The sequence below is a fragment of the Dictyobacter alpinus genome (genome assembly GCF_003967575.1).
Taxonomy (GTDB): domain Bacteria; phylum Chloroflexota; class Ktedonobacteria; order Ktedonobacterales; family Ktedonobacteraceae; genus Dictyobacter; species Dictyobacter alpinus.
On record NZ_BIFT01000001.1, the window covers coordinates 3,572,629 to 3,596,237 of the forward strand.

Sequence of the window (23,609 nt, forward strand, 5' to 3'; positions counted from 1 at the left end):
TTGCTCTCTATTTCCTCTCCCTCCATATTTTCGTCCTTTCTTTCATTCAGAAACTATGTTGGAGCACTAATCAACTGCGGGTTCACGAACAGCTTCACCACGCGTGAGCGTATCGCCCGATGGACGCAGGTTTCTCGCTGTAATCACTCGTCCGATTGTATAGTCATAGATGAATGCACCAGAAACGCCTCCAAGGAGTGGAGCGACAATAGGGATCCATGTATAAGATGTCAGGCTTCGCCCCCCATCAACCAGGGCGATCCAGAGCCGCGGACCAAAGTCACGCGCGGGATTGATCGCATAGCCTGTATTGAGTCCGAACGATATACCAATTGCAACAATCAAAAAGCCGATGATCATAGGATTCAGGTTTGCCTGTACCGGCTGGTTACGTCCATCGACGATAGCAAAAATCAGGCCCACCAGGAGCGCTGTCCCGACGAACTCATCGCAGAAGGCTCCGAATGTACCGACAAAGGGTTTGGGGCTGGTGTAGAAGACACCACCTACTTCACTGGTAATTGTACCACCTTTGGACGCGGCCAGTCCGACGACAAAGTCGATGGCACCTCGGTAGACAAAAAACACAATGGCGGCCGCGACGAATGCTCCCAACAATTGAGATCCCATGTAGGGCAGAATTTTATTGACGGGCAATTTGCCACGGGCCGCGAAACCCAGCGTCACCGCTGGATTGAGATGAGCCCCACTGATGGCTCCGGCGACATAAATGCCAAGCATCACGGCAAATCCCCACCCCAGCGCAACCACAATCCATTCATTGGCAAATGGCGTTGGTGTGGTCGGAGTTCCATTGGGACCGAGATTATTAAACAGTGCGAACGTTGCCACACAGCCATCACCGAAGAGAATCAGAACCAGGGTGCCAAAAAATTCGGCAACACATTCACCGAGCGTACCAGACAGTGCCGGCGTTGAACGAAGTACAGACGACCTTTCCATGAACTTTTTCTCCAATCATGTTGTTGATTCATACTAATGACCGTATATACGATCTGGATAAAACTACAAAGATTGTCGAAGACGGCATTGACTGCAGAATTACTCTTTCGCCCAACCAAGGGAACGCTCAACGGCACGCTGCCAGTGACTGAAGAGATCTTCACGCTGTTCTTTGCTCATCTTTGGTTCAAAGGTGCGGTCAATCACCCAGAGCCGGCTCAGTTCCTTCTGGTCGCGCCAGAAGCCAACGGCCAGACCAGCCAGGTAGGCGGCCCCCAGAGCGGTCGTCTCAGAAACTTCTGGTCGTTCAACTGGAATGCCGAGGATATCAGCCTGGAATTGCATCAGTAGATTATTGACGATGGCGCCGCCATCAACGCGTAACGTTTTGGCCTCAATATGACTATCGGCCTCCATTGCCTGTAACACTTCCCGCGTTTGATAGCACATAGCTTCGAGGGTTGCGCGCGCGATATGTCCGAGCGTGGAGCCACGGGTCAGGCCGATAATCGTGCCACGCGCATACGAATCCCAGTGTGGCGCCCCCAGTCCAACGAAGGCTGGTACTAGATAGACACCGCCATTATCGCTGACCGTTCTGGCCAGACTCTCTACTTCAGCGCTGGAGCGAATCGCCTTCAAACCATCACGCAGCCATTGGACGGCCGCGCCAGTCACGAAGATACTGCCCTCAAGCGCATAGGTGAGCTGTGTATTCTTTTTATCGCCCAGACCCCAGGCAATTGTGGTCAGGAGACCATGCTCTGATTCAATTCCCTTCTCACCAGTATTCATCAACATAAAGCTGCCGGTACCATACGTATTTTTCGTCATACCGACCTCATAGCAGACCTGGCCAAAGGTTGCTGCCTGTTGATCACCGGCAATGCCCGCAATCGGAATCGCTCCACCAAAAAATTCGGCGGCCGTCTCACCATAAACCGCGCTCGAAGGCATCACCTCAGGCAGCATCGAACGGGGAACGCCTAATTCCTCCATGATTACAGCATCCCATTTCCCTTCATAAATATTGAAGAGGAGTGTACGGGAAGCATTGCTATAATCGGTGACATGCACCTGGCCCTTGGTGAGGCGCCATATCAGGAACGTATCGATAGTGCCGAACAGCAACTCACCCCGCTCAGCCTTCTCACGTGCCCCCTCAACATTATCCAATATCCATTTAATCTTGGTGCCAGAAAAATAGGCATCCGTAACCAGGCCGGTGCGCTTACGTATCTCCTGATCAAACCCTTTGGCAATCAACGCATTACAGATAGGAACGGTTAGGCGACTTTGCCAGACAATGGCATTAAAAATCGGGCGGCCAGTGCTTTTCTCCCAGACAATCGTTGTCTCGCGTTGATTGGTGATCCCTAATGCGGCAATCGCGGAAGCCGAGGCGCCGGCCTTCTTGAGAGCGCTTTTCGCCACCCGTAACTGGGTCGACCAGATATCCTCAGGATTGTGTTCGACCAATCCTGGCGCGGGATAGATCTGAGGGAATTCTTCTTGCGCGCTACTTACAATCTGACCATCATGATTGAAGAGGATCGCTCGAGAACTGGTCGTACCTTGATCCAAACTTAATACAAAACGAGCCATTAAAATTTCCTCCTCTAAAGCGTTGTACTACACTGTCAACGCCTGGTTGCTTCAATATTATCTAGCACGTAAGATAGGTCTACAATGTTCCATTGTGTATCATGTTGTAAAATTTGAGCGCTTTCTATGCAGAAGGACCGCGTACCTGCGGTGACCGAGAAGAAAGCTGGAAGGACTCGGGCTCGCGCTTTTTTTGCTCGCATGGGGATGATATGCTTATAATAAGTAACAGAATGAGCGTCGAAAAAGGAGTATGCCGCATGACCATGTTTGCTCGCCGCGTGGAAACCTTTGGCACCACCATATTTACCGAAATAAATGTCCTGGCGCAACAATATAATGCTTTAAATCTAGGTCAGGGGAAGCCGGATTTTGATACTCCCGCTGATATTGTGGCCGAACTGGTACGGGCCGCCCAATCCGGGCAGCATAATCAGTATGCGCCTGGACCCGGTATCGCCTCCCTGCGCCATGCCGTCGCTGAACATGCCGCCCGCTTCTATGGTCTGGATATTGATCCTGATCGCGGTGTGATCGTGACCGCCGGTGCGACTGAAGGCCTGCTCTCCTGTATGCTGGGACTGGTCAATCCAGGGGATGAAGTGATTGTGATTGAGCCTTTTTACGACTCATATGTGCCCAATATTTTGATGGCTGGTGGAACTCCGGTCTTTGTGCCGCTACACCCACCAACCTGGACCTTTGATCCAGATGAACTGCGAGCCGCCTTTTCAGCCAGAACGCGCGTCCTGATCCTCAACTCACCACATAATCCTACCGGCCGCGTCTTCACGCGCGAAGAGTTATCCTTGATCGCCGAACTGTGTATTGAACACAATGTGATTGTCATCAACGACGAAGTGTATGAACATCTGACCCTGGGTGGCTCAAGCTACCTGCCGATTGCGACCCTACCGGGCATGTTTGAGCGTACTGTCACCGTGAGCAGTTCCGGAAAAACCTTTAGTGCCACCGGCTGGAAAATCGGCTGGGCCTACGGGCATCCCGCTGTTCTGGATGGAGTCGCGCGTGCCCACCAGTTCACCATTTTCGCCGTCCATCATCCCAGCCAGGAAGCCGTCGCCTATGCACTCAGGCAGCCCGACAGCTACTATCAAGAATTTCAGGCCATGTATGAAGCCAAAAAGCGCCTGCTGATGTCCTCCTTAGAAGGGAGCGGACTCAGCTATCGCGCCCCCGAAGGCACCTATTTTATTATGGCGGACTTCTCACCCGTCTTTGATGGGATGCCCCGCGACTTCACACACCACCTGATCAAAGAGATCGGTGTCGCCTGTATTCCGCCAGAATCCATGTATAGCCAGGAGCACGTCCATATTGGCCGCAACTACGTACGCTTCTCCTTCTGCAAAAGCGACGAAGCCCTCCTCCAGGCCAAACCACTGCTAGCCAGACTAGCCAGATAGCTCGACAACTTAAGACATTTAAGAACTTAGACACTAAAGACATTGGCAGAAATGTCTTAAGTTATGGCGCAAAAAGCTGAATGAGCTCATAACTTAAGACATTTAAGAACTTAGACACTAGAGACATTGGCAAAAATGTCTTAAGCTATGGCGTAAAAAGCTGAATGAGCTCGACAACTTAAGACATTTAAGAACTTAGACACTAGAGACATGTGCAGAAATGTCTTAAGTTATGAGGAGACATGTCATTTTTGTACATCAGGCTGTGCAAGAATGAGGTGGACTGTCTTGTACATTTACATTCTTCATTCCAGGTTACACATACGTATGTATGTTATAATAATATATTTATATATATAAATATATTATTATATATATTATTAATAAATTAATTAAAATAGAAAAAAGATAATTTTCCTATAAAAAGAAAATGAAACGCTTTCATACCATACTTTTGCAATGTTAAGACATTTCTACGAATGTCTCTGGTGTCTAAGTTCTTAAATGTCTTAAGTTGCGAGCTAAAAACAGAGTTTAACCAACAGCTTAAGATAAGACATTTCTGCGAATGTCTCTAGTGTCTAAGTTCTTAAATGTCTTAAGTTGTTGAGATCAAATTCTGGTGACGGGTGGAAAAAGAGGGAGCATCAGTCGCTGTGAAAAGCCAGAACGACAACTATCCAGGCATGTCGGACCACGTGAAAGAGCATGGTCTGAAGATGATATGAGATTCTGCTGCTGCTGTGAGGGAACCATGATGCTCTGACAGGAGTATATTTTTGTGGTGAAACGTATAATGCCGCTATTCGCGATTCTAAGGCCTATAGGAGTTCCTCTGGCTAGCTTAACGGTGAATTAGTAGCTGGTATCATGAAAGCTTTAAAAATTGATTGTAGTGTGTTTTAGAGCTTGCTGTGGAATTCATGATTTTGTGCATTGGTTTGATGTAGCTAGTGAGCGTCTCGTACGTGGAGTGGGCGCCCACGCGACGTACGCAACTCTACGCCATAGGGTTGTAGCATATCAATCTTCCCTCTTCATCGAAAGGTATTAGGGCTTGCCCCTGCTATCCGTTCACGTAAGAAACGTCCCTCAAACATGCGGTCGTTTTGAGGCGGGTGTGGTGAAGCGCGTGCTGCCTCAGGGTTGTGCATGGTCGTACGTGAACAGGTAGCAGGTGCAAGACCTGCCGCTACGTTGTATTATCCGTCGAAAAATGCTTATTAAGTGTATTGGGAACAAGCCGAGCCTTGTTGGTATGTTGTAGGGTTGTGATTCGCTTTAAAGGGTCCTGCTGTTAAAAATAGTAGGTGGCACAGCCAACTTGTAGTCCTGAGCCGACGTTGATGATTAATCCGATGTCTCCGGTTTGCGCTCTCTTCTGGTTGTAGGCGTGCTGGAGGCTATAGGCCAGGGAGGAGGTAAACAGGTCGTGTTCAGGCTGGACGTCGATCAGTTTGTTGGACTCTATTCCCAGGGTTGTTCCCAGGCGGCTGATGAAGCTACTTGAGATCTGTGGTGGCAGGATCACGCGGATCTGGGCCAGGGTGAGCTGTTCTTGCTCTAGTAGTTCGGCGACGGTCTCCTGGATGCAGCGCAGATAGAGATCCTCCAGCTGTGGATCGCTGACAAAATGCATGATTGTTTTGCCATCGCGTACCATTGAGTGGGCTGTGAGGGCCGTCAGGTGCTCGGTAAAAGATTTGAAGAGAAACTGACCGAAGCCGCTCTTGCCATCTGGACTCTCGGACAGGAGCAGGGCTGAGCCGGTCTCTTCAATTCCGACCAGTTCGGTGGGGGCATGCTCACGGTTATTTTCGATTTCAGAGGCGACAACCAGGGCTTGCCGTGCGCGTTGGGCCTTGATCAGCCCGATGGCGACATGGCAGGCGTTCAGGGTCCCCAGGCCACCATTGAGGACATCCAGCGCGAAGGTCTTTTTATCCTGTTGCGTCTCAATGTCGGCGTTGATCCCCAGTCTGCCCTCGACCAGCGCCGCTACCGCGGGCTCACAGAGAAAGTCATCACGATAGACGCCGGAGTAGATGAGCAGGTCAATCGCACTTCTATCCTCCTGCATGTCGGAGAGGCATTGTTCGGCGGCCACCTGGATTAACTCCAGGGTTTTCTTTTCTACCCCGGCGGTGGCTGGCACTGTACCGATGTGAGCGATCTGGACGCGTCCCTGGTCGGGGAGGCGCGAGATAAAGGGCTCAGCAGTAGTGATTTTGGTGGGAGCCTCAATCCCGGCCTCACGGCGACGGATGCGATCGGGCAGATCATCAAAGGTATAGATGGCGGTCCCGATCGTGGCGCCCGAGCCGGTGATGCCAAAGATGGCATTATCGCCAGCCTGGATGCGGTTAGAGCGGATATTGTCCATGAGCGCAATCATATGGGTGGTGGTGGCCGTATTGCCGCGCTCCGCGATATTGTTGATCACGCTCTCCTGCTTACAGAACTCCTCGCCAAAGTACTTATTGATCTCACGCGGCACATCGTTGATGGTCGTGTTGGAGGTCTGATGGACGATGATATGCTGGAAGGCCTCCTTGGGCCATTGTGTGCGCTCCATAATCATGCCGGCATGCGAGACGGCCTGTTTGAGATTGACGGCCGAGACGGTGACGGCATCGGTATACATGATCGCGCCACCATGGGGCTGATCGGTGGCCTTGCCAATACAGGCCTCGCTATAGTGGCCCAGCGTATACATCTCAAACTCGTGGAAGCCTATTTTTTGATCAGCAGCGCGCTCCATGATCAGGGCCGCGCCCGCGTCTCCGACTGTCAGACAGGCCAGACGAGAATCCATAAAGCTCTCGATCTCTTTCTGGGCCGTCTGCGCCAGGTGGCTGATATACTCGCCGCTGACCGCCATACCCCGGCGGATCAGGCCACTACGGATAAATGCATCCACAATATAGGCGGCGGTAAACAGGCCGGTACAGGCATTGGAGACATCCAGGACGATAGCATTGCTGAAGCCAAAGTGCTGCTTGATCTGGATGGCGGTACTGGGCTCAAAGGTAAACTGGAGTGGCGCATTGCAGCGTGAGATATTACCACAGACGATCAGGTCGATGTCCTCCGGTCCATATTTAGAATTGGCCAGACACTCGGCTACGGCCTGATAGGCAATCTCCAGCGAGAACTCGCTCTCTCCGGCCATACGACGCGATTTAATGCCAGTGAGTTTTGCCAGTGGAAAACGGATCGGACGTGTACAGCCAGCCAGGATCTCGTCGCTCGTGACGCTGCGTGGGGGCAGGTAGGTGCCCAGGCTCTCAATCAATGTGTTGCCAGTTTTAATGGCAGGCGCTGGAGCCGTGACGGGCGCGACACCTTTTCCTGGAATGGCGATTGGTGCCTGGGACATGGACTCGGATGCGGCCGATCTAACGGCCAGGGCTTCGGCCAGCTCGGCGATGGTTTGAAACTCAAACAACATCTCCAGTGCGATTGGGATGTTGGCGGCGTTCGCTTTGGAAATAATTTCCAGGCTCTGGATTGAGGCGCCACCGAGATCAAAGAAGTTATCATGAATGCCTACCTGTTTCAGGCCAAGTGTCTGTGACCAGATCTCAGCCAGGCTGGACTCGATCGCGGTCCGTGGTGCCACATAGGCTACCTGGAGTTCCGGGCGGCTCGTATCGGGCTCTGGTAAGGCTTTCCGCTCGACTTTCCCATTGGGTGCCAGCGGGAAGGCATCCATGAAGACAAAGGCGGCCGGCAGCATATAATCTGGCAGCTGTTTTTTCAAGAATGTACGCAACTCCTCAATGGTGGGCTGCGTGCTCCCTGCTTGAGGCATCAGGTAGGCCACCAGACGCTTATTATCCGGCGTATCCTCGCGGGCCATTACCACCGCTTCTATGATGGCGGGATGATGATTGAGCGTGGCCTCAATCTCTCCTAACTCAATGCGGAAACCACGAATCTTTACCTGATGGTCGATGCGGCCCAGGAACTCGATTGCCCCATCCTCCCGATAACGGACCAGGTCACCAGTTTTAAAGAGCCTGGCATTCTCTTGTTCGCTGAAAGGATCCTTGATGAAGCGTTCCGCCGTCAGTTCTGGTCGCTGATGATAGCCTCGGGCCAGTCCGACACCACCGATCAAGAGCTCACCGGGCAGCTTCACCGGGACCGGCTGTAATGCAGGATTTACGATATAGATCTGTGTGTTCGCTATCGGTCGTCCAATCGGGACCGTCACACTATGATCGTTGCGCTGACATTCCCAGGCAGTGACGTCGATGGCCGCTTCGGTCGGGCCATACAGATTATGGAGTCTGACAGTGGCGGGGAAGCGACTGAAGAAGCGTTGCTGTAATTCAGGTGTGAGCGCCTCACCGCTACAGAGCACCTGGCGCACCTGCGCGCAGCCCGTCAGGTCTGGTTCGTTCAGGAATGCCTGGAGCATCGATGGCACAAAGTGTAGCGTACTGATGCGCTGTTCAGCGATCAGGCGTGCCAGATAGGTTGGATCTTGATGACCACCGGGACGGGCAATGACCAGTGTAGAGCCAGCGATGAGTGGCCAGAAAAACTCCCAGACCGAGACATCAAAGCTAAATGGTGTCTTCTGGAGCACACGATCCTCGGTGGTTAGTTGGTAGCGCTCTTGCATCCACAGCAGGCGATTACAGATACCGCGCTGCGTATTCATCACACCCTTCGGCTTGCCCGTTGAGCCAGAGGTATAGATCATATAGGCCAGATTATCTGGTCCAGCCGCACTAACCGGATTAGCGACCACCTCGGTCTGCGCACTGTTCCATTCAGCGTCCAGCGATAGAACCTCGGCCTGTGTCTCAGGGAGTTGTGCTTTGATATGGCTCTGCGTCAGCAGCACCGTGACCTGTGCGTCTGTCAGCATATATGCCAGCCGCTCGGCTGGATATCCTGGATCCATTGGCACATAGGCGCCACCGGCCTTGAGGATGGCCAGCAAGGCTACCACCATCTCAAAGGAGCGCTCCATACAGACACCGACCAGCACATCTGGCTTGACGCCCAGTTCCTGTAAGCGATAGGCTAGATGATTGGCGGCATAGTTCAATTCACGATAACTCTTGCTCTTCCCCTCAAAGATCAAGGCTATCTGATCGGGAGTGTGCTCAACCTGCGCCTCGATAAATTGTTGTAGCGTGCCTTCAAGCACATAGTCCCGGTTGGTCGCGTTCCAATCCACCAGTAGTTGTTGGCGTTCCGACGCGGTCAGCAAGGGAAGTTCCAGCAAGGCCAGTCCCGGTTGTTCAACGATACCCGCCAGCAGCGTCTGGAAGTGTTGCTCCATCCGCGCCAGGGTTGTGGCGTTGAAGAGCGCGGTATTATAGCGGAAATCAGCGCTGAGCGCGCCTTCAATCTCAAAGACCGTGAGGGTAAGATCAAATGGAGCACCTTGTTGTCCATAAGCGAACGGCTCAAAAGCCAGTCCGGTTTGTGCCAGTTGTCGGGCCAGCGCCGTCTGCCCCAGGTGCTCAAGGTCCTGTATGCCGCGTGTCCGTGGACGATCCCAGATAAATAAGGTTTGATAGAGCGGTGAATAGCTGGGATCACGTCTGGGTTGTAGCCGCTCAACCAGCAGCGGGAAAGGAAAATCCTGGTGTTCCAGGCCATCCAGCACACCCTGACGCGTCTGTTGCAGCAAACCCTGAAAGGTTGGCTGATTGGCGAGATTGGCCCGTATCAGTATCGGATTGGCCAGATAATCTATTACGCGCTCCCATTCCGACCGTGTGCGGCCCAGGGCTGGTGTGCCCACCACGATATCTTCCTGGCCCGTATAGCGATAGAGCAGGGCTTGATAGGCCGTGAGCATCAAGGTGAAGAGCGTCACCTTTTCCTGGGCCGCCAGGGCCCTGAGCTTGTCCGTCAGGGCCGCAGGGAGCGTAAAGCTGTGAGATGCTCCCTGGTAGGTCTGGATCGGCGGGCGCGGTTGATCCACCGGCAGATTCAAGATGGGTAGCTCGCCTTGTAATGTCTGTTGCCAGTAGCTCCAGTGGTGCTCACCCTCAGCACCCGACAGCATACTCTTCTGCCACGCCACATATTCAGCGTGTTGTGGTCCAACCGTGCCGAGCGGATTGGCGATACCGGCTACCTCGGTAGCATAGAGGATAAAGAGCTCATCGACAAAAATATCCAGTGCCCAGAAGTCAACGGCGATATGATGGACGATCAATGCCAGCACATACTCGCTCTCTGCACACTGATACAGTTGTACACGCATAACCGGACCAGTCTCCAGATCGATTGGACGATTGCTCTCGCTGTGTAATTGCTGGCGTATCCTGTCCGGTTCCCAGTCTGTGGCCGCGATACGTTCAAAAGCAAGAGCCCGGCCAGGCATCAGCTTCTGACCGGGCTCTCCAGCATGCAGACCATACGTGGCTGTAAGCTGTGGATAGCGCCGTGCCAGTAGCTGTAAGGCCTTTTGGAGCGCCTGAAGATTGATTGCCGTACTGATACGTGCCGCATACAACAGATTATATGCCGCGCTCTCAGGAGCCAGCCGCGATAGAAACCAGAGTGCCTGTTGATTCTGTGATAGCGGCACCCAGGACTCCTGAGCTTGAACTTTCTCACGTAACAGTTTGGCTAGCAAAGCGCGTTTCGCCTCAGCTGAGAGATTGGCCAGATGTTTTGAGGAATCGGTCATAACGTAAAATCCTCTTTCCGTGCAATTTCACCGAGCAAGGCGTCCACCTGCTCATCTGAAAGTTGGTCGAGCTGCTCCAGTAGCGTGGCAGCATCTTGGGTTGTTATATCTTCAGCAACGGTACTGTGTCCGTTGGATGCGTGTAGCACTTCCTCGGGCAACATCTGGGCCAGGAAGGCATCAAGATCCTGGCTAGAGAGTTGCTCTACCTGCACCAGGGGCTGTTCAAGCTCCGGCTCTGGAGTCTGAATGGTTTGCTGCGGTTGTGCCTCGGCCAGTTGCTGTTGCAGCTGGTTTGCGAACTGGATAATGCTTGGACCCTGTAAAAAGGTCACAATCGGAATACGGATACCCAGTTCGCTCTCCATGCGGTTCTTCAACTCGATCGCCATCAGCGAGTCCAATCCCAGCGCCGTTAATGGCTGTTCGTTATCTAGCCGCTCCTCCGGTATGCGCAGTACATTAGTGATCTGGCTGCGTAAATAGGCTTGCAGTATATGCGGCCAGGCTTCAGATGGAGCCGCCTGCAGCGTCTCTATGATCGAGCTGCTGGAGCCTGTCTGTGCTGCCTCATCAGTCGTTGTCGCTGTGTCGGCCAGGTGGCGGACCAGTGGCAGAGCAGCAATTTGCTTATAGTATCGGGTCAGTAGCTGCCAATCCAGTTTGATCACACCAATGCGTGCGATATCCTGAGGGATCAGGAACTCTAGAGCCGCCAGCACCTGGCGTGGACTGATGCGCTGGATGCCACGCGACTCCCAATATTCATGCACCCGTAGTCCCTCACTGGTCGCGCCAAAGCCGATCTGCGAGATCGCGCCCCAGTCGATACTCAGGGCTGGCTGTCCCTGGGCCCGTTGATAGTGGGCCAGCATATCCAGGAACTCGCCGGCCGCCGCATAGTTGCCCTGGGCCGCAGAACCAAACAGCGAGGCACCAGACGAGAAGGCCACAAAGAAGTCCTGCGGATACTGCTTGAGCAGCTTATGCAGCAGCCAGCTACCCAGTACCTTAGGACGGAAGACCGCCGTCAATGCTTCAGGTGTCAGTTGCGCCAGCGGCCGTACCAGCGACTCTCCCTGTGCATCCTGCCAGACCGAGGCGGCATGGATCACGCCTTTGATGGCGGGATACCCCTGTTGCATATAGCTTGTCAGAAACGAGCGTAGCTGGATCTCATCTGTGACATCAACCGAGGCATAGTGGACCTGTGCCCCCATACGCTCCAGTTCGCGAATGCCCGCCGCCTGATAGGCCTGGCGACTGCCCACCGATAGATAATCCCAGGTATTGCGTGCGGGCAACTTGCTGCGTCCCAGCAGGATCAGATGGCCCGCGCCCTGTTCGGCAAAGCGCCGCGCAACCTCCAATCCCAGGCCCCACAGACCACCGGTGATCAGATAGCTGCCCTCTTTCTGTAATCTGATTGTACGGGCCGTGAGCGCCCGATTACGGACCAGGCGTGCCACATAGCTTTGTCCCGCACGGAAAGCCAGTTGATCTTCTTGTTGATACTGTTGCAGCGCCGCCAGCAGTTGTCCCGCCGCTGTGCGCGCCGTCTCCTCAGGATCCAGATCGATCAAGCCGCCCCAGAGCTCGGGATGCTCCATGGCGCACGTCTTACCCAGACCCCACAGGGGAGATTGGCTCAGTTCAAAGTGGCTCTGCGTGGGCGTGACCGCCTGTGCGCCACGCGTCACAAACCACACCTGTGGCGGCTGACCACTCACCGTCACCAGCGCCTGAATCAGCTGTAGCGCATGTCCGCTACTCACTACCTGATCCTCTTCAAGCGAGGCCACGCTGGTCGCCTCCGTTGGCGTGGTATCCAGGCTCCACAGGTGGATAATTCCCGTTAATGGCTGTCGTTGTAAGATCTCTGCCAGCACACGCTGTGTCTCTTCTGGCCGTGTAGGATCAATCTGATACTGTCCCTGGGCGAGCACGCGATAGTCAGCACCGGCCATCACACTGCTGTAGCTGACCCCATGGTGTTCCAATTGCTGAATTACCTGTTGCCCCACGCCATTTTTATCGCTAAAGATCAGCCAGTGACCCGTTAGTGGTATCTGCGCGTTATGCGCAAGATCAAGTGGTTCCCACTGAAGCCCATAGAGCCATTCCTGTAGTTCTATATCTGGCTGGATCTCTGGAAAAGCCGGAGCATTTGGCGCAGTGGGAAGTTTTGTCTGTTGAAGCTGCAAGCCGCTGGCCAGAGCCAGCAGGTGTCCCTGCTCATCAAATATATGTACATCACCTTCCAGCATCTCTGCTGTGGTGCTGCTGTCGCCAGTAAGTTGCGCGTGGCTCCAGACTGTCGTCCCGAGTGCTTGATAGACCTCAAAGCTGCGTATGCCAGTAGGGAGGTACAGGTTCCCTTCACTCTCCAGTAGTTCCTGAGGGAGAGCCGCGATCAGCACCTGGAGTGCCGCATCCAGCAAAGTCGGATGGATCATATAGTCTTTATCCTGGAGATCGGCGGCCAGTTTGATTTGTCCCAGCGCTTCGTTTGTGCCCTGCCAGAGCCGCTGGATGCCCTGGAAACTGCTGCCCAGTTGTACGCCGTGGCGCTCCAGACGCTGATAGAACGTGCCGAGATCGATGGTTGTCTGGCAGCGCTGGCGTATACGACTCAGCGAGTTTGTGTCGTCCACAGGAGATGTCGTGGCCGTCGCGATAGTCGTGGGAATATGTCCATTGGTAGTATGTTGTTCCGTTTGGAGCGCCATCGACGCAAAACGTGGCTGTTCACGTGTGTTTAGCCGGGCATTTGCCAGATCCTTTAACTGATTCAAGAACGGCATATTTTCCAGCACGACATCCACGTCCACCCCAAAATCCAACTGGCAGGCGATTTCAGTCACGCCAGCATCCTTGAGCTGAACCATCAGATCCACACATTGTTCTGGTGTGCCAAACAGGACGCGCTGAGTACTGATCAGGCGATCCATGACAAAGTGCAGATACTCATTGAGATCTTCCTCAGATAGTGTATTAAGATCAACCTGTTGACCCCGGCTATACGCGATAGCGTTCACCAGGTAGGAAGCCGACTTCAGATATTCACAGAAAGGCCCCTGCACCTGCTGCCGCACCGTCTCTTCATCCTGGCCAATGAACGTATGCAGCATCACTGAGACCTGTCCTGTGGCTGGATCATAGCCATGTTCGGCTCGCGCATTGCGATAGATGCGGATCTTCTCCGCCAGTTCAGGCACGCTCTGATTGTACATATGGGTCAGCAGGTTGGCCCCGATCTCGCCCGCCTTCGCAAATGTCGCGGGATTACCAGCCGCAGTCACCCAGTAAGGAAGTTCCGCCTGGATCGGCGTTGGATAGGTCTGGATCTCAACCTGCCGACCATCTCCACCGGTCACCTGGATCTTCTCACCGCGCCAGAGCTTTTTAATAGTTTCAATACCCTGATACATTACCTGCTGACGTTGTTCATAGTTCTCAGGTGCCAGCGAAAAATCGTTAGGATGCCAGCCAGAGGCGAATGCGATACCTACACGACCGCCAGAAAGATTATCCACCATCGCCCATTCTTCAGCCACCCGGATCGGATTATGCAGGGGGAGCACCACGCTACCCGCCCGTAACTGAATCTGTCTGGTCTCCCGTGCCAGCGCCGCCTGTAAGACGGCTGGATTAGGATAGAGCCAGCCATCTTTTGTGAAGTGACGCTCAGGGATCCAGACCGATGAGAAATCATGTTGATCCGCAAATTTAGTGCTCTCGATCACCAGGCGATATTTATGCTTGTGAAAAGGTGTTTCACCACTTGAAAAAAATATCAGACCAAAATTGATGTTCGGACCACCACTGGATGTCGTTGGTGATGCCACAATATCCTCCAGACTAGTTCCTAATGAGTATGAATTTTACCAGTTGCATGGAGCGTCCAGTGGTCATGTGGTTGCTCTGGTGCACCGACTGCATGGCTATAAATCGTGAATGTTGCCTGTTGTTGACCGTCAGAAGCGAGCACTACCTGGACCTTCTGGGGACCTTTCTCTGGTAAGAGCAGCAGTTTTTTCAGCTCTATCGCCTCTAAACGATACTTCTGGTCATCTCCCAATGCCTCCTTCGTGGCGGCCTGCGCCATCTCGATATAGACCGAGATGGGAAGAGCGGCCGAACCCTGAATACGATGATCCTTGAGATATGGCAGGTGTTGCGTATCTAGCGTGCTTTCCCATACATGGATACGCGCCGGATGTACCAGGGCAACATAACTATCGAGTAGCGGATGACGTTGCGTATCTCTGGTAATACGCTGTCCACCTGGATTGGCTTCCTCAGGCTTTTCCGTTGGCTCTACCTGTGACGCATCCTTGAGCGTTAACCAGTAAGACTGGCGTTCAAATGGATAGGTTGGTAGCGCGATGCGTCGCCGTGGATAGTCCTGATCAAAGCCAGACCAGTTGAGATCAATCCCAAGCGTATAGAGTTTCCCTGCACTATCTAGCAACGTTTGCCAGTTTCCCTGCTCTTTGAGGAGTGATGGCAACCAGTTGTTTCGCGTATCTGGCAGACAGCGTTTGCCCATATTCAGCAATGTCGCATTCGGCCCGATCTCGATAAATGTATCGTAGCCCTCTTGAGCCAGTGTCTCCATGCCAGCCGCAAACTGCACCGCCGTACGCGTCTGCGTGCGCCAGTAATGCGCATCAACCGTTTCACCAGCCTGTAGTAGCTCGCCGCTAGCATTACTGACCAGAGGAATACGCAACGCGGCAAAGTCTATCTCGCTCGCCGTTTGCTCAAAGGCATCCAGCATCGGCTCCATCAAAGGTGAATGGAAGGCATGCGAGACCGTCATCGCATGCGTCGTAATGCCAGCCGTCTCCAATTGTTGGACAAGTTGTTTGAGCGCGCTTGTATCTCCCGAGAGCACCGTGTTCTTCGGTCCATTAATCGCCGCAATCGAGACCTGTTCCTGGAATGGCCGTAGCAAGGGCTCTAGCGTCTCAGGGGCTGTAAAAGCTACTACCATACTCCCCTGGTGCTCCAGGTTTTGCATCAGGCGTCCCCGGGCGCAGATCAGCTTCAAGCCATCCTCCAGGCTGAGCAGACCCGCCACACAGGCCGCGACATACTCACCAACGCTATGTCCAAGCACCGCCTCCGGCACAATCCCCCAGGACTTCCAGAGTTCCGCCAGCGCATATTCCAACGCAAAGAGCGCAGGTTGCGTATAAGCCGTCTCATCCAGCGAAGTATCCTCCAGGGCTGGATAGAGCAGCGAGAGCAACGGCTGATCCAGATACTTCTCCAGAATCTGGTTGCAGCGATCCAGGGCGCGCTGGAACGTCGGCTGTGTCGCATAGAGTTGTCGTGCCATCCCGATATATTGTGAGCCCTGACCCGTAAACAAAAAGGCGATCCTATGGTTTTGTGTGCTCGACTTTCGTCCCTGATGGATGGTTGGGGCAGCCTTATCCTGAAGAAACGTCGCCAACTGGCCGCGTAAACGCTCCGCCGTCGTGGTCATAATCGTCAGGCGTGTCGCAAAATGGGTTCGACCCGTATTGGCCGTATAGCACAGATCAGCGATAGACGTGGCCGGATACGCCTTTAAGAAGTCCTGATACTGACGTACCACATGCTGTAATGCGCTCTCACTATGGGCCGAGAGTGTCAGCAGATGTTGTGGACGCTCGACTTCAGCCTTGATTTCAGCCAGGGCTGGTGCCGCTTCCAGGATCATATGGACATTGGTGCCACCAAAGCCAAAGGCACTCACACCAGCCAGACGCCGTTCTGTCGGCCAGGATTGTGGCTGTGTAGGAATGGCAAAGGTCGTATCCGCGAACGAGATATGCGCATTCAGTTTCTGGAAATGCAGATTCGGCACAATCTCGCCTTTTTGGAGACTGAGCACCGTCTTAATCAGGCCAGCAATACCCGCCGCTGACTCCAGATGTCCAATATTGGTTTTGACCGCCCCTAACAGACAGGTTTGTGCGGGTGCGCGTTGCTGCATCAAGACCGCTTTCAGGGCCGTAACCTCAATCGGATCACCCAGTGGGGTGCTGGAGCCATGCGTCTCCACATAGCTGATCTGATCGGGCGACACCCTGGCATTGCTGAGCGCCTGACGGATCACCGCCTCCTGGGAAGGACCATTGGGAGCGGTCAGACCATTACTACGCCCATCCTGATTCACCGCCGAGCCCCGAATCACCGCCAGTACCGTATCACCATCCCGTTGTGCCTCAGACAGAGGCTTAAGCAGGACCAGGCCACAGCCCTCACCGCGTACATAGCCATCGGCCGCCTCATCAAACGTTTTACAGCGACCATCCGCCGACATCATGCGCGCCTGTGAGAACGTGATCGTCAGTTCGGGCGTCAGGATCAGGTTGACGCCACCAGCCAGTGCCAGCGAGCACTCATGGTTACGCAAACTCTGGCAGGCCTGATGTACCGCCAGCAACGAAGACGAGCAGGCTGTATCCATCGCCATACTGGGACCGCGAAGATCCAGCGCGTATGAGATCCGATTGGCCGCGATACTATGGGCATTACCCGTTCCTGAATAGGCATCCACCCCATCCGAGGATTGCAGACGCGAGTAATCATCACTACTGATGCCGACAAAGACGCCCGTCTGGCTGCCAGCCAGTGTTGTCGGCGCATGGCCCGCGTACTCAAGGGTCTCCCAGGCCACCTCCAGTAGCAACCGCTGTTGTGGATCCATACTGGCGGCCTCGCGTGGTGAGATGCCAAAGAAGGCAGGATCAAACTGATCAACGTCCCGTAGGAAGCCACCCCAGCGCGTATTCATTTTTCCTGGTGTCGCGGGCTCCGGTGCATAGTAACGCCGACTATCCCAGCGCGCATCTGGAACCTCACTAATTCCATCAATCCCATTACGCAGAAGTTGCCAGAACTCCTCTGGATCTTTCGCCCCGGGAAAGCGACAACCCAGACCAATGATCGCAATCGCATCTTCAGCGAACGCGCTATGCTCTGTCGTCGTGATATCATCCGCGCTCGCCACCTGTTCTTCATTGGCAAGATAGCGGGCCAGCGCATCAATCGTAGGATAATCATAGGCCAGCGTCGGAGCCAGTGGACGCTGCAAAATATCTTCTAGATCGGCCGACAGGCTGACCGCCTGGGCCGAGTCCATCCCGTAGTAGGCAAATGGCGTGTTGATAGCAATCGAAGCAGGAGCAACCCTCAATGCTTCAGCCACATGCTCAACCAGCCATGCTCGCAGCATCGACGCATTCCAGACCGGCGTAGACGGCTTATTTTCTTCCTCTTCCGTAAGAGATGGCTCCGTGGTCTGATCCTGAACAGGACTCATCTCAGCCGCATCCTGTTTCCATGCATAAACCACATCCAGATCGCCATCCAGATAGTGTTGCTTACTACCCCGGCGCTGCACCTTACCACTCGACGTTTTAGGCAAACTACCAGGCTTAATCAAAGCCAGCGCATAGAGCTGAATTTCATGCTGTAAAGCCACCGCTTGACGCATCGCCGCCGCCACATCCGCCAGATTCGACGAGAGGGCCGTGCGCTCCACTTCATGCACCAGGACCAGCCGTTCCTCACCTTCAGCCTCAATTGAGAAGGCCGCCCCACCATTCAAGCGCAGGGCCGGATGGCAAGCCTCCACCGTCTTCTCGATATCCTGTGGATAGTGGTTGCTACCACGAATAATAATCAGATCCTTCAAACGACCCGTAATAAAAAGCTCATCGTGGTCATAGAAACCCAGATCTCCGGTACGTAAGAATGGTCCTTGTCCATCAGCCAGATGAGCCTGGAAGGTCTCTTTACTCTCAACCGGCCGTTGCCAGTAGCCCTGAGCCACGCTTGGGCCAGCGATCCAGAGCTCACCGATACGATCAGGTGGGCAGAGCGTATATGTCTCAGGATCAACTATCAGGAGTGTCTGATCATCCTGGCTCTGACCAATGCTGACCAATGTCCTGGCATCAGCCTCCTCAGCCGCGACCTCTCTAGCCTGATTTTGTTTCAAGCCCTCATTTTGGAACGAGCGCACCGTAGGGAAAACACCTTTCGTTCCGGCGCTGACGACCAGTGTCGCCTCAGCCAGACCATAGCAGGGATAAAAGTAATTGCGGCGAAAGCCACACTCAGCAAACGCCTCGGCAAAACGCTCCAGCGTATCGGCCCGCACCGGTTCAGCGCCATTGGCCACGATCTCCCAGTGGCTGAGGTCCAGACCCTCTTTTTGTTCCGGCGTCACCTTACGCACACAGAGGTCATAGGCAAAATTAGGGGCGCCACTGATCGTCGCCTTTGTGCGCGAAATAGCCTGTAACCAGCGATGGGGACGCTGTAAAAATGTGGCGGGAGCCATAATCGTTGATTCATAGCCCGCATAGAGTGGTTGCAGGACACCACCAATCAGCCCAAGATCATGATAGAGAGGAAGCCAGGTCACGCCATGCGCTGCTGCAGGATGCTGACAGTAGCGTTCCACCAATGACAAATTATGCATCAGGTTGCCATGATTAACCATGACCCCTTTAGGCACGCCAGTTGAGCCCGATGTATATTGGAGAAACGCTAATGTAGCGCTGGCGATATCTGGCATCTGCCATTGATCAGCAGTAGTCGTGGGAAGTGTATCGGTAACGAGTACATGGGCGCTCTGCAATTCAGGAGTTTGTGCAATGAGATTGGTTACTTTTGCTGTAAGATTTGTAGAAGTCAGTACGGCTTGCGCATCAACATTTTGTGCAATCGCTCGAAACTTTGTCAACGTACGATCTGAGCGTACAGCGGATGGTGGATACACTGGAACTGCAATAATTCCACTGTATAAGCAACCAAAGAACGCGATAATAAAATCTAACCCGGAAGGATAAATAAGCACGGCTCGGCTTCCGGGAGGAATATATTCTTGCAGGGAAGCGCCAACAATTCGTGCTCTATGATCAAGCTCCGCGAAGGTGAGGGCATCTTTTTCTTGTTCTCCGTCAGTCAGAAACGTATAGATGCGTTGTTCGGGCTGGTGGATTGCTCTCCAACGGAGGAGATTGACCAGAGTAGAAAACTCACGCGAGGGTGGTAAAATACGTGTTTCCAATTTTACTATTCCTGGTCGCAAAATAGCGAATGCAAATTGCTAGTATAAGAGCAAAGGGCAATCGAGTAACATATTTATTTATGCGTCTCATATTGATAATACATTTAAGTCCTGTGACTGTCAACCGTTTCCCTTAAGTATGTCTTAATCATGTCGTTGCCTCTATTCTGGCTGGAATAGCCATTATGATTCTGGTGTTGTACACGTTAGTTAACAATGTTTGGACACAGGAAACGAGCAAAAATAAAGTGAGCCCGGTTCCTCTTATAAATAAAGGGACCGGACTCACTTTAAAGGCTATCAATTGTCTTTTATTCGGAATGCTTCTATCTCTTTTTTTAAGGCATTTTCTCTGTAAGCATAAATTTATAACGATGCCATAAGGATGAAACGCCTTTGCAGGCTCTGTTTGCTACTAAGAGTACAACGTTCCGAATATATCAGCGCTACATAATGTGTGCATATCGCCGTGCTGGAATGAGTAAATACTTCTATTCAGCAACCAGCTGATTGGCGGCATCACCCAATACGCGGTTGAGGGTCTCGCGTTTAATGCGATACGCCTGACGCTCGTTGACGTGAGGCAGAATAACGGCCTCCAATGCACCCTGTTTTACCCAACGACGAACCGTCGTGTCATCTACGCGCAGAATTTCGGCAACCTCTGAAACTGTCAATAGCTCGCTCATGGTTATCATCTCCTATTTAATTATTAAATTTGTTATACTGGTATTTCCTATTTAGACTATATTTTGTCGTCTCTCTCATACAAATGACAGAACCCAGACAAATAGCTACTGCGTAATAGGAATACACAAGAAAACATTGTATGTGCATTGTACAACAATGTGTGATGCAAGTAAAGACCTAATGTAACTTTTGGTAGGCAATGTGGCTAGAACAAAAGAAAATAATTCGTTAATAATAACGTGTTCGGATATCCGGGGGAAAACCGGCACGAGTTTTATATTTTCCTACGCCGATAGGTTAAACGGGTGTTACATGTTTATACGAAACTACTTTTATTCAGGATACATATTTGTTTGTTTATGGGATAAAGTACCTATTTTGGCTATCTGTGATACACTTATCCCTGGATAATAAGGTGGGGCCAAAGACAACGCTTGTTTAGTTGAAAAAAAGGCTTACTTTTGGTACAGTGCAAGTGATAAAAAAATGCCTCTTCGCGCTCTATTCTTTTCTCTTGATTTTTTGTTGTTGCTATGGAGGTTTTGAATATGTCACTGGATACACACAAGGAAACACTTGGTTTCCAGGCAGAAGTTAAACAGTTGCTGGATCTGATGATCCATTCATTGTACAGTAATAAAGAGATATTTTTGCGAGAACTGGTCTCAAATGCCTCAGACGCGATCGACCGTCTACGCTTTGATGCCCTCTCAGATGCATCGCTGTATGAACATGATACAGATTTTAAAATCAGTGTTTCTTTTGATAAAGAGGCACGCACGATTACGGTCGCTGACAACGGTATCGGTATGAACCGTGAGGAAGTGATCGAGCATCTGGGCACAATTGCCAAGTCCGGTACGCGTGAGTTCTTCCAATCATTGACCGGAGATCAGCAAAAGGACGCCAATATTATTGGACAGTTTGGTGTTGGTTTCTACTCATCATTTGTGGTTGCCGATAGCGTTACCGTCTTGACGCGTCACGCCGGTCTCTCTGCCGATCATGGCGTACGCTGGGAGTCCGAAGGAAAAGGCGAATATTCAATTGAGAATATTGACAAGCCAACGCGCGGTACCGAAGTGATCCTCCATCTGCGTGAGGATGAGGACGAACTGCTCAGTGGTTATCGTTTACGCTCAATTATCCGTAAATACTCAGACCATGTTACATTACCAATTGTGATGAAGTCCGAGGAGAAGGATAAAGAGGACGAATGGGAAGTTGTCAACACGGCATCGGCCCTATGGACGCGTTCACGTAACGAGATCAGCGAGGAAGAGTATAACGAGTTCTATAAACATATCTCGCATGATTTCAATGATCCACTGGCCTATACCCACAGCCGGATGGAAGGTACCCAGGAATACACACTCCTGCTCTATGTACCAGCCCAGGCTCCCTTTGATCTGTACACACGTGAGTTCCATCATGGGGTTAAATTGTATGTGCGCCGCGTCTTCATCATGGATGACGCTGAAAAATTGATGCCTCGTTATCTACGTTTCATGCGCGGTATCATCGACTCCAACGATCTACCCCTGAACGTCTCGCGTGAGATTCTTCAGCAGAACCGCATGATCGACGCAATCCGTTCCAACTCAACCAAAAAAGCCCTGGGCCTGTTCACCGACCTATCCAAAAACTCGCCAGAGAAATATGCGACTTTCTGGAATGAGTTTGGTCGCGTCATCAAAGAAGGTTTGTTAGAGGATCAGAACAACCGGGACAGCCTGGCTAAACTGCTCCGCTTCGCCACCTCGACCTCGGGCAGTGAGACCCAGAATGTTTCCTTTGAAGACTATATTGGACGCATGAAGGAAGGCCAGGATAAGATTTACTATATCGTGGCAGATAGCTATGCGGCCGCCAAGGATAGTCCTTTGTTGGAAATCTTCAACAAGAAAGGTATCGAAGTACTCCTACTCTCTGATCCCGTTGATCATCTGGCCATACCTGAACTGAACGAGTTTGAGGGTAAGCAATTACAGTCAATTTCTAAAGGCGAAGTTGATCTCAGCAACCTTGAGGATGAGCAAGAGAAAGAGGAACAGCAGAAGAGCGCTGACGAGGCCAAAGATCTGTTAGAGCGCCTCAAGAAGGTATTAGGCGAAGAAGTCAAAGACGTACGCGTTACCAGTCGTCTCACGACCTCTCCCGCCTGTCTGGTCGTTGATGAGTATGGTATTGATCCCAGTCTTAAGCGCCTACTCCAATCGGCGGGCCAGAAGATTCCTAATGACAAGCCGATTCTGGAAATCAATCCCCATCATGCCATCGTTGAGCGCATCAAAAATGAAGCCGACGAGCACTTGTTTACCGATTGGGCACATGTCCTCTTCGATCAGTCAGTACTCAGCAGCGGTGAACAACTGGAGAATCCTGTCAGCTTTGTCAATCGCTTAAATAGCCTGTTAGCCCAACTCTAATTTTATCAGGAAAAATTCACAAGGCCAGCCCTACAATTAGTGGGGTTGGCTTTTTTCATGTTTTCACCTCCTGATTGCACCTTCCTGGATATCGATATGGCAATTTACACAAATATATTTATTTATATTTTTGTGCAATATGCACAAAAATGGTGTCATGTGCCTTCGTTTACTACGCATAAATGGTAAGAAGATGGCAGCATATTGTAGAGCTATCTATAGAAGTGCATAAAGATTTTTTTGAGCGCTTTTTTTGGCCTGAAAAACCTCCCCAAACGGCGATTTATACCGTATTATTAAACATGTAAGCGAAAGCGAAACACACAAAAAAAAATCTCGCTGGGACGGCAAGGTTCTACGCTGAATCATCTTCCCGGTTAACAACAAGTATAAAAATTTTACGTATTCGAAGATTTTCCAATTGAGGGAACCTCAAGGAGGAGCAAACATGAACACAGCACAGAATCATAAAGATCACATGAAAATTGGCCGCTACCAGTCCTGGTTAGAGGATGGTAAGTTGAAAATGTACTACCACGAGTTTGGCAATCCCAGCGGCATGTACTGCACACTGAGCGCTGAAGAGACCCGTGGCCTGTTAGAGTTGCTGAGCCGCAATAGCGATGGCATCAACAATGCTCTCTATGTCAACGAGCAAGAGTCCGCCAACACCTACGCTAACCGCTAATACCAGTTCCTTGAGGTTGAAGTTGGTGGCAGGGATGCAGCACCTATTGCTAGCTTACTAA

Annotated in this window: 9 protein-coding genes; 3 read left to right on the plus strand and 6 right to left on the minus strand. The window is 52.0% G+C overall.

The genetic code is table 11. From position 1 onward, the window contains the following. Positions 1–66: 66 nt before the first annotated feature. Together EL633_RS14220 and glpK are read right to left on the minus strand one after the other, a co-directional pair. Positions 67–963, minus strand: a complete 897-nt coding sequence (locus tag EL633_RS14220) for an MIP/aquaporin family protein (protein WP_126627813.1) — start codon at positions 961–963, stop codon at positions 67–69. A gap of 99 nt (positions 964–1,062) precedes the next feature. Continuing rightward, a complete protein-coding gene (gene glpK / locus EL633_RS14225) occupies positions 1,063–2,568 on the minus strand; it encodes a glycerol kinase GlpK (protein ID WP_126627814.1) in 1,506 nt (501 codons plus the stop codon). A gap of 260 nt (positions 2,569–2,828) precedes the next feature. On the opposite strand from glpK, the gene EL633_RS14230 reads away from it, so the two are divergent. Next, entirely contained in the window at positions 2,829–3,995 is a 1,167-nt protein-coding gene (locus EL633_RS14230) for an aminotransferase class I/II-fold pyridoxal phosphate-dependent enzyme (protein ID WP_126627815.1), read from the plus strand. 1,297 nt (positions 3,996–5,292) lie between these two features. On the opposite strand, the gene EL633_RS14235 is transcribed toward EL633_RS14230, so the two are convergent. The 4 genes from EL633_RS14235 to EL633_RS14250 all read right to left on the minus strand — a co-directional run bounded on the left by EL633_RS14235 (position 5,293) and on the right by EL633_RS14250 (position 20,430). Next, on the minus strand, positions 5,293–10,662 hold the full coding sequence (locus tag EL633_RS14235) for a non-ribosomal peptide synthetase (RefSeq protein WP_126627816.1): 5,370 nt from the start codon (positions 10,660–10,662) through the stop codon (positions 5,293–5,295). Further along, positions 10,659–14,510, minus strand: coding sequence for a type I polyketide synthase (locus EL633_RS14240; RefSeq protein ID WP_126627817.1), 3,852 nt, complete (start codon positions 14,508–14,510; stop codon positions 10,659–10,661). The genes EL633_RS14235 and EL633_RS14240 overlap by 4 nt, the downstream gene beginning before the upstream one ends. A 20-nt stretch (positions 14,511–14,530) precedes the next feature. Then, positions 14,531–19,741 (minus strand): type I polyketide synthase, encoded by a 5,211-nt coding sequence (locus EL633_RS14245; protein ID WP_126627818.1) that lies wholly within the window; start codon positions 19,739–19,741, stop codon positions 14,531–14,533. A 491-nt stretch (positions 19,742–20,232) separates the two neighbouring features. Further along, positions 20,233–20,430 (minus strand): helix-turn-helix domain-containing protein, encoded by a 198-nt coding sequence (locus tag EL633_RS14250; protein ID WP_246039135.1) that lies wholly within the window; start codon positions 20,428–20,430, stop codon positions 20,233–20,235. Between the two features lie 549 nt (positions 20,431–20,979). On the opposite strand from EL633_RS14250, the gene htpG reads away from it, so the two are divergent. Both htpG and EL633_RS14260 read left to right on the plus strand, forming a co-directional pair. Then, a complete protein-coding gene (gene htpG / locus EL633_RS14255) occupies positions 20,980–22,860 on the plus strand; it encodes a molecular chaperone HtpG (RefSeq protein WP_174845165.1) in 1,881 nt (626 codons plus the stop codon). Positions 22,861–23,308: 448 nt separating this feature from the next. Beyond that, a complete protein-coding gene (locus EL633_RS14260) occupies positions 23,309–23,548 on the plus strand; it encodes a hypothetical protein (protein WP_126627820.1) in 240 nt (79 codons plus the stop codon). Positions 23,549–23,609: the final 61 nt, after the last annotated feature.